Source organism: Streptomyces sp. CB02009, assembly GCF_001905825.1.
Taxonomy (GTDB): Bacteria; Actinomycetota; Actinomycetes; order Streptomycetales; family Streptomycetaceae; genus Streptomyces.
Genome location: NZ_LIVV01000001.1, coordinates 171,250 through 185,906 on the forward strand (window position 1 = coordinate 171,250; position 14,657 = coordinate 185,906).

Consider the following 14,657-nt stretch of genomic DNA (forward strand, 5'->3'; position numbering starts at 1 on the left):
GATGAGCGACTCCCGTGCCGAGACCCTGCGCCGCCGCTTCGCCGGCCTGGTCTTCCTCCTGGTGCCCGCCCTGCTCGCCTGGCTCGCGGTCGCCGTCTACGACAAGAAGTTCACCGACTCCGACCCGATCGTCGTCGAGACCGGCAGCGTCGGCAACGAGATGCACCTCGGCGCCGAGGTGAAACTCCGCGGCGTCGTCATCGGCGAGGTCCGCGCCATCGACGCCACCGACGGAGGCGCCCGCCTCATCCTCGCCATGCGCCCCGGAACCCTCCGCCACGTGCCGTCCGACGTGCGGGCCCAGATGCTGCCCACGACCCTCTTCGGCGAACGGTTCGTCGCCCTCGTACCGCCCGGCGGCTCCACGGCAGACCCGCTCGGCCCCGGTGCCGTCATCCCCGAGGACCGCTCCAGCAACGCCGTCGAACTCCAGCAGGTCCTCGACAACGTGCTGCCCCTGCTCACCGCCGTCCAGCCGCAGAAGCTCTCGGCCACCCTGTCGGCCGTCTCCCAGGCGCTGGAAGGACGCGGCGACAAGCTCGGCGACACCCTCACCCGGCTCGACGGCCACCTCCGGAAGTTCAACCCCCAACTGCCCGCCCTCACCCGCGACCTGAAAGAACTCGTGAAGGTCAGCCACCTCTACGCCGACGCCGCACCGGACATCGTCACGGCGCTCACCGACTTCACCACCACCAGCGGCACCCTCGCCGAGAAGGAGGCCGACCTCGCCGGCGCCCTCGGCTCCACCACCCGGACGGCCCAGGACCTGACCGCCTTCCTGCGCCAGAACAAGAACAACATCATCCGGCTCAGCGCCACCAGCCGTCCCACCGTGGAGCTCCTCGCCGAGTACGCGCCCTCCTTCCCCTGCACCCTGCGCACCCTCGCCCAGTTCGTCCCGGCCATGGACAAGGCCCTCGGCAAGGGAACGAACCAGCCGGGACTGCACGTCGACGTCACCACCGTGCCCTCGCGCGGCGCGTACGCCCCCGGCCGCGACACACCGTCGTACGGCTCCGGCGGCGGCCCCCGCTGCTACCCCGTGCCCTACCTCGGCCTCCCGGTCGCACCCGCCGCGCGGGCCTCCGCCGCGGCCGCCCAGGACCTCGGCCCCGCCAACTCCCCGCAGGAGAACGACCTCGTCAACGAACTCCTCGCCCCCGGGGCGGACAAGCGGCCCGGTGACCTCCCGGACTGGAGCAGCACCCTCGTCGGCCCGGCGTTCCGCGGCGCGGAGGTGACCCTCCGATGACCAGGACGCCCACCCACACCCGCCGCCGCGGACTAACCGGCACCCTCCTGAAGTCCCTCGCGTTCGTCCTGGTCACGGCCATGGCCACCACCGTCCTCGGCCTCAGCATCGCCAACACCGGGGTCGGATCCGCCACCCGCTCGTACAAGGCGCTGTTCACCGACGTCACCGGGCTCGTCAAGGGCGACTCCGTGCGCATCGCCGGGGTGAAGGTCGGCGAGGTGACCGACGTACGCGTCGTCGAACGGCGCACCGCCCAGGTCACCTTCTCGGTCCGCGAGGACCGCTCCGTGCCCCGCTCGGCGACCGCCGCCGTCAAGTACCTCAACATGGTCGGGCAGCGCTACGTCTCCCTCGGCCGGGGCAGCGGCGACCTGACCGGGACCCTGGGCGAGGGGGAGACCATCCCGCTGGCCCGCACCACGCCCGCCCTCGACCTGACCCTGCTCTTCAACGGGTTCAAGCCGCTCTTCGAGGGCCTCTCGCCCGCCGACGTCAACGACCTCGCCGGATCACTCGTGCAGGTCCTCCAGGGCGAGAGCGGCACCGTCGACAGCCTGCTGCGCCACATCGGATCCCTCACCAGGACGGTCGCCGCCAAGGACAAGGTCATCGGCCAGGTCGTCACCCACCTCAACACCGTCCTCACCACCCTCAACAACCGCGAGGCGGCCTTCGACGACCTCGTCGTCACCCTCCAGAAACTCGTCACCGGCTTCAACACCGACCGCAAGCCCCTCGGCGAGGCGGTCCAGGCCATCGGCGACCTCACCACGACGACCGCCGGCCTCTTCCAGGAGGCGCGGGCCCCCCTCAAGAAGGACATCCGCGAACTCGGCCGGCTCTCCGGCACCCTCGGCGACCACACCCCCGCCATCGAGGCCTTCCTCGCCCGCACCCCCGCCAAGATGACCGCCCTGGCCCGGCTGTCCTCGTACGGATCGTGGTTCAACCTCTACCTCTGCGAGGCGCGCGTGAGCGGCGTGGCAACCTCCGACGGCTCGAAGCCGCCGACCGGGATCGCCGTGACCCAGCCGAGGTGCCGCGGATGAGCCCCCGCCCCCGGCTCAAGCCGGTCAAGGAACGCAACCCGGTCGCCGTCGCCGTCGCCGGACTGCTCCTCCTCGCCCTGGTCGCCGCCCTGGCGTTCAACGTGGAACGGCTGCCCCTCGTGAGCGACGGCACCACCTACAGCGCCGACTTCTCCGAGGCCGCCGGACTCGACACCGGCGACGAGGTGCGCATCGCCGGCGTCAAGGTCGGCAAGGTCACCGGGGTCTCCCTCGACGGACCCAAGGTCAAGGTGACGTTCGAGGTCGGCGACGCCTGGGTCGGCGACCGCTCCACCGCCGCCATCGCCATCAAGACCCTCCTCGGCGAGAAGTACCTGGCGCTCGACCCGCTGGGCTCCGCCCGGCAGGACCCCGGAACCCGCATCCCGCAGTCGCGCACCACCTCCCCGTACGACGTCACCCAGGCCTTCCAGGACCTCAGCGGCACCGTCGACGCCATCGACACCGCCCAGCTCGCGGAGAGCTTCGAGACGATCTCCGACACCTTCAAGAACTCACCGCCGCACGTCCGCAACGCCGCCACCGGCCTCTCCGAACTGTCGAAGTCCGTCTCCGAGCGCGACACCGAACTCGCCCGGCTCCTGGCGAACAGCAGGAAGTTCACCAAGACCCTCGAGACCAAGAACTCCAGCTTCGAGACCCTCATCGAGGACGGCGGCTCCCTGCTCGGCGAACTCCAGAAGCGCCGCGACGCCATCCGCGCCCTCCTCAAGGGCAGCAGGGCGCTCGGCACCGAACTCGGCGGCATCGTCAGCGACAACGACCGGCAGCTCGGCCCCACCCTCAAGGCCCTCAGCCGCGTCACCGGAGTCCTGGAGAAGAACAGCGGCCAGCTCGACAAGACCCTCGCGCTGATCGGCCCGTACTACCGGCTCGTCGGCAACACCCTCGGCAGCGGCCGCTGGTTCGACAGCTACCTGTGCGGCGTGGTGCCCCGCACCTACCTGCCCGAGACCTCGCAGCCCACGACCGGATGCCTGCCGCCGAAACAGAAGGCGACGGCCAAGGGGAGCGGTGAATGATGACCAGACCCGGAAAACCCCTCGTCGCCGGGCTCGCCCTCGTGCTGCTCGCCGCCTGCGGTCTCGTCGCCGTCCGCGTCCTCGACGACGACGGCACCCGGATCACCGCCTGGTTCGACCGGACGGTCGGCATCTACGCCGGCTCCGACCTGCGCGTCCTCGGCGTACGCGTCGGAGAGGTCGAGTCCGTGGAGCCGCAGGGCACCCGGGTACGCGTCCGGCTCCACCTCGACGAGGGCGTCCGCGTCCCCGCCGACGCCCGGGCCCTCGTCGTCGCCCCGAGCATCGTCGCCGACCGGTACGTGCAGCTCACCCCCGCGTACAGCACCGGCCCCGCCCTCGCCGACGGCGCGGAACTGCCCGCCGCCCGCAACCGCACCCCCGTCGAGATCGACCAGCTCTACGACTCGATCACCGAACTGAGCCGGGCACTCGGACCGAACGGCGCCAACTCCACCGGCGCCCTGTCCGAACTCCTCGACACCGGCGCGAAGAACCTCAAGGGCAACGGCACGTCCATCGGCACCTCCATCAAGGAGTTCGGCAAGGCCGCCAAGACCCTCGACGGCAGCAGCGAGGACCTCTTCACCACCCTCGGCCAGCTCCAGACCTTCACCACCATGCTCAAGGACAAGGACGGCGACGTCCGCACCGCTCAGGAACGCCTCGACGAGGTCGTCGGCTACTTCGCCGAGAACAAGGACGACCTCGCCGGAGCCCTCAAGGAACTCGGCAGGGCCCTCGTCCAGGTCAAGGCGTTCATCAAGGACAACCGCGGCGAACTGAAGAAGAACGTCGACCGGCTCGTCCCCCTCACCCAGACCCTCGTCGACCAGCGCGCCTCCCTCGCCGAAGCCCTCGACGTCGCCCCGCTCGCCGCCACCAACGTCGTCAACGCCTACAACACGGACACCCGCACCCTCGACGGCCGCGCCAACCTCAACGAGATCAGCATGGGAGGAGCGCTGCTCCCGCTGCCGGTGACCGGCGGCTCCGCGTCGGCCGGCGGATCCGCGGGACCCGGCGGCGCGGCGGGACCCGGCGGCTCCACACCGACCGGTGCTCCCTCGGCGGCCACCGGAGAGGGGAAGCGATGAGACGCCCCACCCTGCCCACCCGGCGGGCGGCCGGAGCCGGAGCCGTCGGAGTGGTCGCGCTCGGCGTCGGACTCGCCGTCGTCCTCGGCGCGACCCCGGGGAACCCCTTCCGGTTCGACGGCATCGAGGACCTGCCGCTGCCCGGCGGCGCCGACCTCGGCCCCCACCCCTACACGGTCACCGCCGAACTCGACGACGTCCTCAGCCTCGTGCCGCAGTCCGCGGTGAAGGTCAACGACGTCGCCGTCGGCCGGGTCACCGCCATCGAGCTCGGGACGACCGACACCTGGTCCGCCCGCGTCACCCTGAAGATCAACGGCGACGTCCGGCTGCCCGCCGACGCGGGCGCCCGCCTCGAACAGTCGAGCCTCCTGGGCGAGAAGTACATCCAGCTCGTCGCCCCGCCGAAGGACGCCGGCGCACGGCTGACCGACGGCAGCGTCATCCCACTCGCCCGCACCAGCCGCAACACCGAGGTCGAGGAGGTGTTCGGCGCACTGTCCCTGCTCCTCAACGGCGGCGGCGTCAACCAGCTCAAGACCATCACCCGCGAACTCAACGCCGCGCTCGGCGGACGCGAACCCGAGGTCCGCTCGATGCTCCGGAGGGTCAACACCCTCGTGACCACCCTGGACGCCCACCGCGGCGACATCACCCGCGCCCTCGACGGCATCAACCGGCTCTCCGCCACCCTCGCCGGCCGCAAGAAGGACGTCGACACGGTCCTCACCGGACTCTCGCCCGGCCTCAAGACCCTGGAGAACCAGCGGGGTTCCCTGCTGACCATGCTGCGCGCCCTGGACACCCTGTCCGGGGTCGCCGTCACCACCATCGACGCGAGCAAGAAGGACATGGTCGCCGACCTCAAGGCCCTCGCGCCCACCCTCACGGCACTCGCGGACGCCGGTGCCGACCTGCCCGAATCGCTCCAGGTCCTGCTCACCTACCCCTTCACCGACGAGGTGCTGCGCGGCGTCAAGGGCGACTACCTCAACACCTATCTGCACCTCGCCGCCGCACCCGGAACCGAGGTGATCCCGCCGCTGATCCCCAGGACCGAGCCCACCCCCGCGCCCACGCCCGCCCCGACCGACCCGGGCCCGGCCGCCCGCCGGGGAAGCGGGGCCGGCACCGGCGTCCCCAGCCCCGACCAGCCCCTGCCGCTGCCCCCGGCCACCCCGCCCAAGGACGGAGGCGAGTCCCGGTGATCACCCGCACCATACGGCTGAAGAACCTCGCGTTCCTCGTCATCGCCGTCCTCGTCCTCGGCTTCGTCGGCGTCCGCTACGCCGACCTCGGCCGCTACGCGGGCGTCGCCGACCACTACACCGTGCGGGTCCATCTCGCCCGCACCGGCGGCCTGTTCACCCACTCCGACGTCACCTACCGGGGCGTCTCCGTGGGCCGCGTCGGCGACATCGGCCTGACCGCCGAAGGCGTCGTGGCCGAACTGCGCATCAAGAAGTCCGCCCCGAGCATCCCCGCCGACGCCCGGGCCGTCGTCGCCGGACTCTCCGCCGTCGGCGAGCAGTACATCGACCTGCGCCCCGAGAGCGACGACGGCCCCTTCCTCGCCGACGGCGCCCGCATCGAACAGTCCGACACCCAGGTACCGGCACCGGTCACCGACGTGCTCGCGAGCATGAACGACCTCACCGACTCCGTACCCCTGGAGTCCCTGCGCACGGTCGTCGACGAACTCGGCAAGGCCTTCCAGGGACACGGCGACGACCTCCAGGTCCTCCTCGACAGCGGCAGCCGCTTCGTCCAGGCCGCCGACACGTCGCTGCCGGCCACCACCCGGCTCATCAACGACGGCGAGGTCGTCCTGCGCACCCAGGCCGAGGAGGGCCGCGCCATCCGGGACTTCGCGACCGGCGCGCGCACCCTGGCCGCCACCCTCAAGGGATCCGACGCCGACCTGCGCCGCCTCCTCGCCGTCACCCCCGACGCGACCGGCCAGGTCAGCGGGCTCCTGCGCGACCTCGACCCGAGTCTGAGCGTCGTCCTCGCCAACCTGCTGACCACCTCGGAGATCGCCGTCACCCGGCAGCGCGGCATGGAGGAACTGTTCGTGAAGTACCCCGCGGCCGTCTCGGCCGGAGCCACCGCCGTCGAGGGGGGCCGCATGAACTTCGGCATGGCCGTCACCTTCTTCAAGCCCCTGCCCTGCACCTCGGGGTACGGCGCCACGCGCTACCGCAACGGCCTCGACCTGGGCACCGCGCCCGCCCTCAACACCGGCGCCTCCTGCACGGGCTCCGCCGCGGCCGGGGTCAACGTCCGCGGCTCGGCGAACGCGCCGAAGGGCGGCCCCGTCCCCGTACCGGCCCGGCCCGGCTCGCTGCCCTCGGGCAGCGCGCGCACCACGGCGGACAACCGGCAGGCACTGCCCGGAGCGCTCGCGCTGCCCGGCCAGAACGGCGGGCCGACGGACATGGCCGGCCTCCTCGGCCTGGGCACCGGGGGCACCCGATGAGGCGGGGCGGGATCCTCGGCGCCGCTGCCCTCGTCGTCGCCCTCGGCTTCTGCGGCACGGGGGCCTGGACCTACGCCGAGGCCCGTACCGACGAGGGCCTCGCCTTCAGCCGCGAGCGGGACACGGCCCTCGCCGAGGGCCGGGCCCGCCTCACCGTCCTCAACTCCCTCGACGCCTCGACCCGCGAACAGGCCGAAGCGGGCATCCGGGCCTGGCGCGACGCGTCCACCGGACCGCTCCGCACCGAACTGGGGCGCACCGCACCCGCGGTGGGCGCCTCGGCGCGCGCCACGGTGACCGAGGCCGCCCTCACCGCGCTCGACGCGAGAGCCGGTACGGCGAAACTCATCGCGACCGTCCGCGTCGACGTCACTCCGCGCGGGGGCGGCGCCGCGTCCAGCGACCGCAAGCGTCTGGAGGCGGTCCTGACGCGCACCGGCGAGGACACGTGGAGGGTCGCGGCGCTGAGTGCGGTGCCCGTCGCCGGGGCCGAGGAGAGCGAGGACGACGAATGACGCGACTCTTGCGCGGGACGACGAACTCCCGGTCGGCCGAGCCCGCCGCGGAGGCCGGGGGCGAAGGCGCGGCCGAGACGTCGAACGAAGCGGTGAACGAATCGGCGAAGGAATCGGCTGAAGAGACGGCGAACGAGACGGCGAACGAGGACGCCGGCGTTCCCGAGGGCGGCGCCGCCGAGGTTCCCGAGGACGACGGCGCCGAGGTTCCCGAGGGCGATGCCGCCCGCCGCTTCCCCGCCACCTGGCAGAAGGCCGCCCTCGCCGCGCTCGTGGCCGTTCTGCTCCTCGCCGGGAGCGCCTTCTTCTACGGCGCCCACCAGCTCAGGTCCACGCCCTCCGCGCGCAACCACGCGCTCACGGACGCCGGGGCCACCGCACGCGTCGGCGGTGACGTGGGCGAGGGCCTCGCCCGGATCTTCTCCTACACGCCCACGAGCGACGACGCGGTCGAGCGCTCCGCCGGGACCGTTCTCGCCGGACGCGCCGCCCGACAGTACGCGGACCTGTTCACCCAGGTCCGCGCCAAGCTCGTCGAGCAGCGCATCACCCTCAGCACCCAGACCGTGCGCACCGGCGTGATCGAACTCGACGGGGACAGCGCGCGCCTCCTCGTGTTCCTCGACCAGACCTCGCGCCGGGACAGCCCGCGCGGGGCCGGCACGCCCCAGGACAAGGCCCGTCAGGACAGGGCGACCGCCACGTCCGCAGCGGCCCAGCTCACCGTCACCGCCACGTTCCAGGGCGACCGGTGGCTGATCGTCGACATCAAGGCCCGCTGAGCATGAGCGGGAGACGGGAGCACCCCATGACACGCCCGGTCCGCACCCGGGCGGGCATCCGCCCCGCCCTGGCCGTGGCCCTCGTGCTCACCCTCGCCGCGGGTGCCTCCGCGGCCTGGGCCGGCCGGGACTGGTACGCCGCCGCCCACGACGACTCCGCCGCGTACGCCGTGCAGCGCGACGAGGCGCTCGCGGCCGGGGAGCAGGCCGTGCAGAACCTCAACACCCTGGACCACCAGCGGGTGGAGCAGGGGCTCGACCTGTGGGAGTCCTCCACGACCGGTGAACTGCACAAGCAACTGGTCGAGGGACGGGAGGAGTTCACCGGCCAGGTGAAGGCCGCGAGGACGGTGACGACCGCCCGGGTGCTGTCCGGGGCCGTCACCGAGCTGGACGACCGGGCCGGGCGGGCCCGGTTGCTCGTCGCCCTGCGCATCACCGTCACGACACCCGACAGCAAGAGCACGGACAAGGACAGCCGCATGCTCGGCGAACTCACCCGCACCGACGGCCACTGGAAGCTGAGTGCGCTGGGGCAGGCCCCGGTGGGCGGCACGGCGGTCGGCTGACCGGGCCGTACCGCGACAGCCGCCCGCACCCGAAAGGACACGCACGATGCCGACGCCCCGCCACCACCTCAACCGCCAGCGCCGCCGCCGGGCGGCCCTCACCGACCGGCAGGCGCCCGGCGGCGGGCCCCGTACCCCCGCGGGGGTGCTCACGGACCCCGACCCGGGAATCCGGGAACGACCGGCCGGGACGTCCGTACGGGAGACGGCCGCGGAGCCGAAGGGGGAGGCGCGGGTCCGCGAGACGACCGGCGGTCGGAGCACCGGCGGCGGGCGCACCCGCCGTGAGCGGACGAGCGGCGATCCGTCCGGGCGCGTCCCCCTCGTCGTCCTGTGCGTCCTGACGCTTCTGCTGGGCGGTTTCGCCGGATGGGCGTACAGCAGGGCCGCGGAGATCCGTGACGACCCGGCACGCGGCAACACCGCCCTCACGGACCTCGCCCGCACCAGCGAGATCAAGGGGCAGACCGGCGCCGCGGTCTCCGCGCTCTTCTCGTACGACCACGCCGACACCGCTCCCTTCGAACGGGCCGGCCGGACGCTCCTCACGGGCAAGGCCGTCGCCCAGCACCGGACCCTGCTGGGCGGTGTGCTCGCCAAGGCGGCCCAGCAGAAGACGGTGATCACCACCTCCGTCACCGACAGCGCCGTGGAGCGGATCGACGGCGACCGCGCCCGTGTCCTGGTCTATGCCGACCAGAGCAGCGTGAGCACGGCCGGCAAGCCGGCGAAGGGCAAGGCGGCCGAGGCGAAGGACCAGGGTGTCTACGCGGGTGCGATGTTCGCCGTGGACGTCGTGCTCCGCGACGGTCGCTGGCTCGTCGAGAACATCGACACCTTCGGCCGCTGATCCGGCGGTGGGGCCTCCGGGCGGCGGCTAGCTGGCCGGCGGCCCGTCCGCACTGCCCGGCCCGTCCACGGAGCCCGGCCCGTCCGAGTGGCCCGGCCCGTCCGCGGGGCCCGCTTCCCGCCTGCGGCGGCGGTGGGCCGCGACCCGAGCGCGTGACGCGCAGGTGGGCGAGCAGTAGCGGCGGGGGCTGCCGGGCCCGGTGCCGAGATAGAAGTTCGCGCAGTTCGAGGCCTCGCACGCGCCCCAGGTCACGCGCTCGTGCTCGCTCAGGATCTGCGCGAGTGCCAGGGCGCCGGCAGCGAGGAACCAGTCGCCCCAGCCGGCGTCGTCGCCGTGGTCGATGTGCAGGTGCCAGGCGTGCCCGTCGTGGCGGGAGAGGCGGGGCGCGGCGGCATGCCTCGCGAGCACGCCGTTGAGGGCGAGTGCGGCCCGGTCGATGTCGGCCTCCGCGAGGATCCCGGACATCCGGTCGGCCGCCTCCCGCAGTTCCCGGGCGTCCTCCTCGGAGAACGCGGCCTCGGTCAGGTCGTCGGGGCTCTCGCCGTGGCGCGCGAGGAGTTCCGCGAGCGCGGCGCGGGAGAGGTCCGGGGTGGTCCGTACCGCGCTCGCGATGTCGATCAGACGCTGGGCGGGCTGGAAGCCCTGCTGGTTCACGGCGCTCCCTCCAGGGCGTCGATGCCTGCCGTATCCGTCCGCAGTATCCATCTGTCAGGGATCACCGCTCCGGCACACCTCTACTGTAACTTCTTATCGCGATAACCCGTTACGCAGGGGGGAGTGGGTGACGGTGGGCATGTCCGGACCCGGGGGCACGAGGCTCTACCTGGCGACGGCGTTCTGCGCGCGGACGGCCGAGGAGGGCATGGCGGTGGGCGTGGTGATGCTCGCAGCGCAGCGCCTCGACAGCGCCACGCAGGGCGTTTTCATCCTGGCGGCGTGGATGGCGCCGCACGTCCTGGCGGCCCCGGCGGCAGGCGCCCTGGCGGCTCGGGCGCGGCGGCCCGGGGTGTTCTACGCGGTCGCCCTCGCGGGATTCGCCGCGGCCATCGCCGCCCTCGCGGTGAGCGTCGGGCGGCTTCCGCTGCCCGCGGTGCTGCTCATCGCCGCGGCGGGCGGCTGCTGCGGCCCGGTCGTCTCCGGCGGCCTCTCCAGCCTGCCGGCCCTGATGCTCGGCCCGGGCCCGGAGCGGGAACGCGCCTACGCCCTGGACGCCTCGGTCTACAACGCCGCCGGAGTCGTCGGCCCGGCAGCGGCCGGGTCGGCCGCCGCGGCGGCGGGTTCCGGCACGGCCGTGGCCGCCCTGGCCGTGGCCGCGGCCTGCGCGGCGGCGCTGGCCTGCGCGCTGCCCCTGCCTCCGCGCCCGGCCGCCCGGCCGGGCACCTCTCCGGTACGGGGCGACCTGCTCGCCGGTCTGGTGGCGGTCCGGGGCAGCAGGGAACTGCGGGCGATCACCGCGGCCACCTGTCTGGCCTTCCTCGGCCTCGGCGCCCTCACCACGACCGCCGTCCAGCTCGCCGACAGCCAGGGGCGCCCCGGCGCGGGCGGCTGGCTGATGACCGCGTTCGCCGCGGGCGCCCTGGCCGGCTCCCTCGCGCTGGCCAGGCTGCGGCCGGCCGCGGCCCCCCAACGCCTCGCCATGTCCGGGCTGGCCGGCACCGGACTCGCCCTCGCCGCGGCGGCCCTCGCTCCGGGGCCCCTCGTCTGCGCGACCGCGTTCGCGGCCGCCGGGGTGTTCGACGGCCTCCTGCTGACCGCCACCCTGCGTCTGCGCGCGGACCACGCGCCGCCGCACCGCCGGACCCAGGTGTTCACCATCGGTGCCGGACTGAAGATCTCCGCCGCCGCTCTCGGGGCCGCCCTCGCCGGATGGGCCGGTTCGGGCTCGGCCACCGGGGACCTGGCCGCCATCGCGGCCCTGCAGCTCATGGCGGTGGCGGCCTACGCGGGCATCCGGCGGCGACCCGGCTCCGGGACGGAGCCGGTCGTGGCCGACGGGTCCGTGAGCCGCTGAGCTCGACACCGAGCGGCGCCCAGGAGCCGCTGAGCTCGGACACCGGGCGGCGGCCGCGGCGGCTGCCGGCCGAACCTGCCGGCCGGCCCTGGTCAGCCGACCGCTGTCGGCCGACCTGTCAGCCGGCCCGGGTCAGCCGACCGCCGCCGACCGGTACCGTCAGCCGGCCCGCGTCGCGACGAGTACCGTCGCGTACCGCTCCTCGCAGCTCAGGACGTGTCCCTCCAGGCCGCATGCGGTGACCGCGTCCACCGCCCGCTCGGCCTGCCGCTCGCTCGTCTCGACCAGCAGGCGCCCGCCCGGCGCCAGCCACCCCGGTGCCTCGGTGGCGACCCGCCGCAGCACGTCGAGGCCGTCCGGACCGCCGTCGAGGGTGACGAGCGGCTCGTGGTCGCGGGCTTCCGGGGGCAGCAGCCCGATGTCCCCGGTGGGGACGTACGGCACGTTGGCGACCAGGACCTCGACCCGGCCCCGGAGCTCCGGGGGCAGCGCGGCGAAGAGGTCCCCCTCGTACACCCGGCCGCCGCGCGGCTCGACGTTCCGGCGGGCGCAGCGCACCGCCGCCGGCTCGATGTCCGAGGCGTGCACCTCCGCGCCCTCGACCCGGTCGAGCAGCACCGCGCCCGCCGCGCCGGAGCCGCAGCACAGGTCGACGCAGACGGCGCCCGGCCGGGCCAGGCCCACCGCGTGCTCGATCAGGAACTCCGTACGGCGCCGGGGCACGAACACCCCGCCGTCCACCTCGATGCGCAGCCCGGCGAACTCGGCCCAGCCCACGACGTGCTCCAGCGGCAGGCCGGAGGCCCGCCGCTCGACCATCAGGTCGAGTTCGGCGGGCCCGGCCGCCGCCGCGAGCAGCATCTCCGCCTCCTCCTCGGCGAAGACACAGCCCGCGGCCCGCAGCCGTTCGACGACCCCCGTGCCGCTCTCGACATCAGACAAGCTGCGCCTCGATCGCGGAGACGATCTCGGGGGCGCCCGGCTCGGTGCGCGGACGGAAGCGCGTGACCTGGCCGTCGCGGCCGATCAGGAACTTCTCGAAGTTCCACTGGACGTCACCGGCCTCGCCCTCGGCGTCGGCGACCTTGACCAGCTCCGTGTAGAGCGGGTGGCGGGCGTCGCCGTTGACGTCGACCTTCTCCAGGAGCGGGAAGGAGACGCCGTACGTGGTCGAGCAGAAGGTCTGGATCTCCTCGGCGCTGCCGGGCTCCTGGCCGGCGAACTGGTTGCAGGGCACGCCGAGCACGGTGAAGCCGCGGTCGCCGTACTCCTTCTGCAGCTTCTCCAGGCCCTCGTACTGCGGGGTGAGGCCGCACTTGGAGGCGACGTTCACGACCAGGACCGCGCGGTCCCGGTAGTCGGCAAGGGAGACGGGCTCGCCGGTCAGGGTCTTCAGCGGGATGTCGTACAGGCTCATGGACTGCTCCTCGTCGGAATAGGGTTTGATCTCAGCATGGGAGACGAACCACTGGCAATCTCGATCGATTCCGCGGCGGAGGCAGAACCGGGGCCCCGACCGCGCCGGATCGCGTGCCGTCTCTGCGGCCGCCCCCTCACCGGCGCCGACTCCCGCCGCACGGGCCTCGGCCCCACCTGCGACGCCAAACTGCACCCGCCGGCCGCCGACATCCGCACCCGCCGGCACGAGGTGGACCAGGACACGCTGCCGGGCATCGACCAGGCCCTGTAGGGGCTTTGGGCCGGAACCCGGCGACGCTACCAGCCCGAAAAGAGATCGCCCAGCCGTTTCCCCGTCGGCACAGTGGGCCCCGATGAGACTGAAACCCGAGCACCCGGAGTCCTGAGATGTCGACCCTGCGCGTCACCGCCGAAGTCCTGACCGTCCATCCCCATCCGAACGCCGACGCCCTGGAGCTGGCGCAGGTCGGCCTGTACCGGGCCGTCGTCGCCAAGGGCGCGTACCGGACGGGGGACGCCGCCGTCTACATCCCGGAGCAGGCCGTCCTGCCCGCCGGGCTCGTCGAGGAGCTCGGACTCACCGGGCGGCTCGCCGGCGGGAACTCGGACCGGGTCAAGGCCGTCCGGCTGCGCGGGGAGCTGTCGCAGGGCATCGTGTGCCGGCCCGCTGCGCTCGCCGGGGCCGACCTGGCCCTGGCCGCGGCCGAGCGGACCGACTTCGCGCAGACGCTGGGGATCACCAAGTGGGTGCCGCCGATACCGCCGACCATGAGCGGTGACGTGGAGGTCGCCCCTGACCTGCTGCCCTGGGTCGACATCGAGAACCTCCAGCGCTACCCGGACGTCTTCGAGCCCGGCGAGCCCGTCGTCCTGACGGAGAAGCTCCACGGCTCGGCCTGCCTGATGACCTTCCTCGCCGAGGAGGGGCGCGTCCAGGTCTCGTCCAAGGGCTTCGGGTCGAAGGGCCTCGCCCTCCAGGAGGACCCGCGCAACCTGTACTGGCGCGCCGTCCACGGCCACGGCCTGCCCGCCGTCGCCGAGCGGCTGGCGAAACGTCTCGGCGCCCGCCGGGTCGGCTTCTTCGGCGAGGTCTACGGCTCCGGGGTGCAGGATCTGGCCTACGGCGCCGACGCCCGCTCCCAGACCGTCGGCTACGCGCTGTTCGACGTGTCGGCCGAGATCGACGGCCGGGTGGAGTGGCTGGACCCGGCCGAGGTCCTGGAGCCCGGCGAGGTCCCGCTCGTACCGCGGCTGTACTCCGGTCCGTACGACCTGGAGACGGTCCTCGCCCACGCGAGCGGCCGGGAGACCGTCTCGGGACGCGAGGCGCACCTGCGGGAGGGCGTCGTGATCCGGCCCGCGACCGAGCGGTACAGCCCGGTCACCGGCGGCCGGGCCATCGCCAAGGCGGTCAGCCCGGCCTATCTGACGCGGAAGGGCGGCACCGAGTACGAGTGACCGGCGCGCGCGTCCGGGGCGGGGCAGCGCGGTGGGCGTCGGGACGGAGCGGTGCAGGTCGCGACGGGGCGGGCCGGGACGGCAACGAGCCGCCCCGGCCGCCCCGCGTCCCGCCCGGCGCCGTGCC

General features: G+C 73.6%; 16 protein-coding genes. 13 read left to right on the forward strand and 3 right to left on the reverse strand.

Translation table 11 applies throughout. From position 1 onward, the window contains the following. Position 1 precedes the first annotated feature (1 nt). The 10 genes from AMK27_RS00845 to AMK27_RS00890 are packed head-to-tail and all read left to right on the forward strand — an operon-like array spanning position 2 to position 9,642. Positions 2-1,255, forward strand: coding sequence for an MCE family protein (locus tag AMK27_RS00845; RefSeq protein ID WP_073902100.1), 1,254 nt, complete (start codon positions 2-4; stop codon positions 1,253-1,255). Next, the gene (locus AMK27_RS00850) at positions 1,252-2,307 is read left to right on the forward strand and encodes an MCE family protein (protein WP_073902101.1); all 1,056 of its coding nucleotides are present in this window, start codon (positions 1,252-1,254) and stop codon (positions 2,305-2,307) included. The genes AMK27_RS00845 and AMK27_RS00850 overlap by 4 nt, the downstream gene beginning before the upstream one ends. Then, on the forward strand, positions 2,304-3,350 hold the full coding sequence (locus AMK27_RS00855; RefSeq protein WP_073902102.1) for an MCE family protein: 1,047 nt from the start codon (positions 2,304-2,306) through the stop codon (positions 3,348-3,350). The genes AMK27_RS00850 and AMK27_RS00855 overlap by 4 nt, the downstream gene beginning before the upstream one ends. After that, complete coding sequence (locus AMK27_RS00860; RefSeq protein ID WP_241847349.1) at positions 3,350-4,447, forward strand: MCE family protein; 1,098 nt, start codon at positions 3,350-3,352, stop codon at positions 4,445-4,447. The genes AMK27_RS00855 and AMK27_RS00860 overlap by 1 nt, the downstream gene beginning before the upstream one ends. Beyond that, positions 4,444-5,655 (forward strand): MCE family protein, encoded by a 1,212-nt coding sequence (locus AMK27_RS00865; protein WP_073902103.1) that lies wholly within the window; start codon positions 4,444-4,446, stop codon positions 5,653-5,655. The genes AMK27_RS00860 and AMK27_RS00865 overlap by 4 nt, the downstream gene beginning before the upstream one ends. Next, entirely contained in the window at positions 5,652-6,926 is a 1,275-nt protein-coding gene (locus tag AMK27_RS00870) for an MCE family protein (protein ID WP_073902104.1), read from the forward strand. Before AMK27_RS00865 ends, AMK27_RS00870 begins: the two co-directional genes overlap by 4 nt. Beyond that, positions 6,923-7,441 carry a hypothetical protein gene (locus AMK27_RS00875; RefSeq protein ID WP_073902105.1) on the forward strand — a complete coding sequence of 173 codons (519 nt, stop codon included), beginning with the start codon at positions 6,923-6,925 and terminating at the stop codon, positions 7,439-7,441. The genes AMK27_RS00870 and AMK27_RS00875 overlap by 4 nt, the downstream gene beginning before the upstream one ends. Further along, complete coding sequence (locus AMK27_RS00880; RefSeq protein WP_241847258.1) at positions 7,438-8,223, forward strand: hypothetical protein; 786 nt, start codon at positions 7,438-7,440, stop codon at positions 8,221-8,223. The genes AMK27_RS00875 and AMK27_RS00880 overlap by 4 nt, the downstream gene beginning before the upstream one ends. A gap of 26 nt (positions 8,224-8,249) precedes the next feature. Next, a complete protein-coding gene (locus tag AMK27_RS00885; protein ID WP_073902106.1) occupies positions 8,250-8,792 on the forward strand; it encodes a nuclear transport factor 2 family protein in 543 nt (180 codons plus the stop codon). A gap of 46 nt (positions 8,793-8,838) precedes the next feature. After that, positions 8,839-9,642 carry a hypothetical protein gene (locus AMK27_RS00890; RefSeq protein ID WP_073902107.1) on the forward strand — a complete coding sequence of 268 codons (804 nt, stop codon included), beginning with the start codon at positions 8,839-8,841 and terminating at the stop codon, positions 9,640-9,642. A gap of 27 nt (positions 9,643-9,669) precedes the next feature. Here the strand turns inward: AMK27_RS00890 and AMK27_RS00895 are convergent, their stop codons facing one another. Next, positions 9,670-10,296, reverse strand: a complete 627-nt coding sequence (locus AMK27_RS00895; RefSeq protein WP_073902108.1) for a CGNR zinc finger domain-containing protein — start codon at positions 10,294-10,296, stop codon at positions 9,670-9,672. 139 nt (positions 10,297-10,435) lie between these two features. On the opposite strand from AMK27_RS00895, the gene AMK27_RS00900 reads away from it, so the two are divergent. After that, the gene (locus AMK27_RS00900; protein ID WP_073902109.1) at positions 10,436-11,653 is read left to right on the forward strand and encodes an MFS transporter; all 1,218 of its coding nucleotides are present in this window, start codon (positions 10,436-10,438) and stop codon (positions 11,651-11,653) included. Between the two features lie 159 nt (positions 11,654-11,812). On the opposite strand, the gene AMK27_RS00905 is transcribed toward AMK27_RS00900, so the two are convergent. Both AMK27_RS00905 and AMK27_RS00910 read right to left on the reverse strand, forming a co-directional pair. Next, entirely contained in the window at positions 11,813-12,595 is a 783-nt protein-coding gene (locus AMK27_RS00905) for a putative protein N(5)-glutamine methyltransferase (RefSeq protein WP_073902110.1), read from the reverse strand. Continuing rightward, complete coding sequence (locus tag AMK27_RS00910; RefSeq protein ID WP_073902111.1) at positions 12,588-13,070, reverse strand: glutathione peroxidase; 483 nt, start codon at positions 13,068-13,070, stop codon at positions 12,588-12,590. The genes AMK27_RS00905 and AMK27_RS00910 overlap by 8 nt, the downstream gene beginning before the upstream one ends. Positions 13,071-13,106: 36 nt before the next feature. Here AMK27_RS00910 and AMK27_RS00915 point away from each other — a divergent pair, with 36 nt between their 5' ends. Both AMK27_RS00915 and AMK27_RS00920 read left to right on the forward strand, forming a co-directional pair. Continuing rightward, positions 13,107-13,343, forward strand: coding sequence for a DUF6011 domain-containing protein (locus tag AMK27_RS00915; protein WP_073902112.1), 237 nt, complete (start codon positions 13,107-13,109; stop codon positions 13,341-13,343). A gap of 116 nt (positions 13,344-13,459) precedes the next feature. Beyond that, on the forward strand, positions 13,460-14,530 hold the full coding sequence (locus AMK27_RS00920) for an RNA ligase (ATP) (protein WP_073902113.1): 1,071 nt from the start codon (positions 13,460-13,462) through the stop codon (positions 14,528-14,530). Positions 14,531-14,657: the final 127 nt, after the last annotated feature.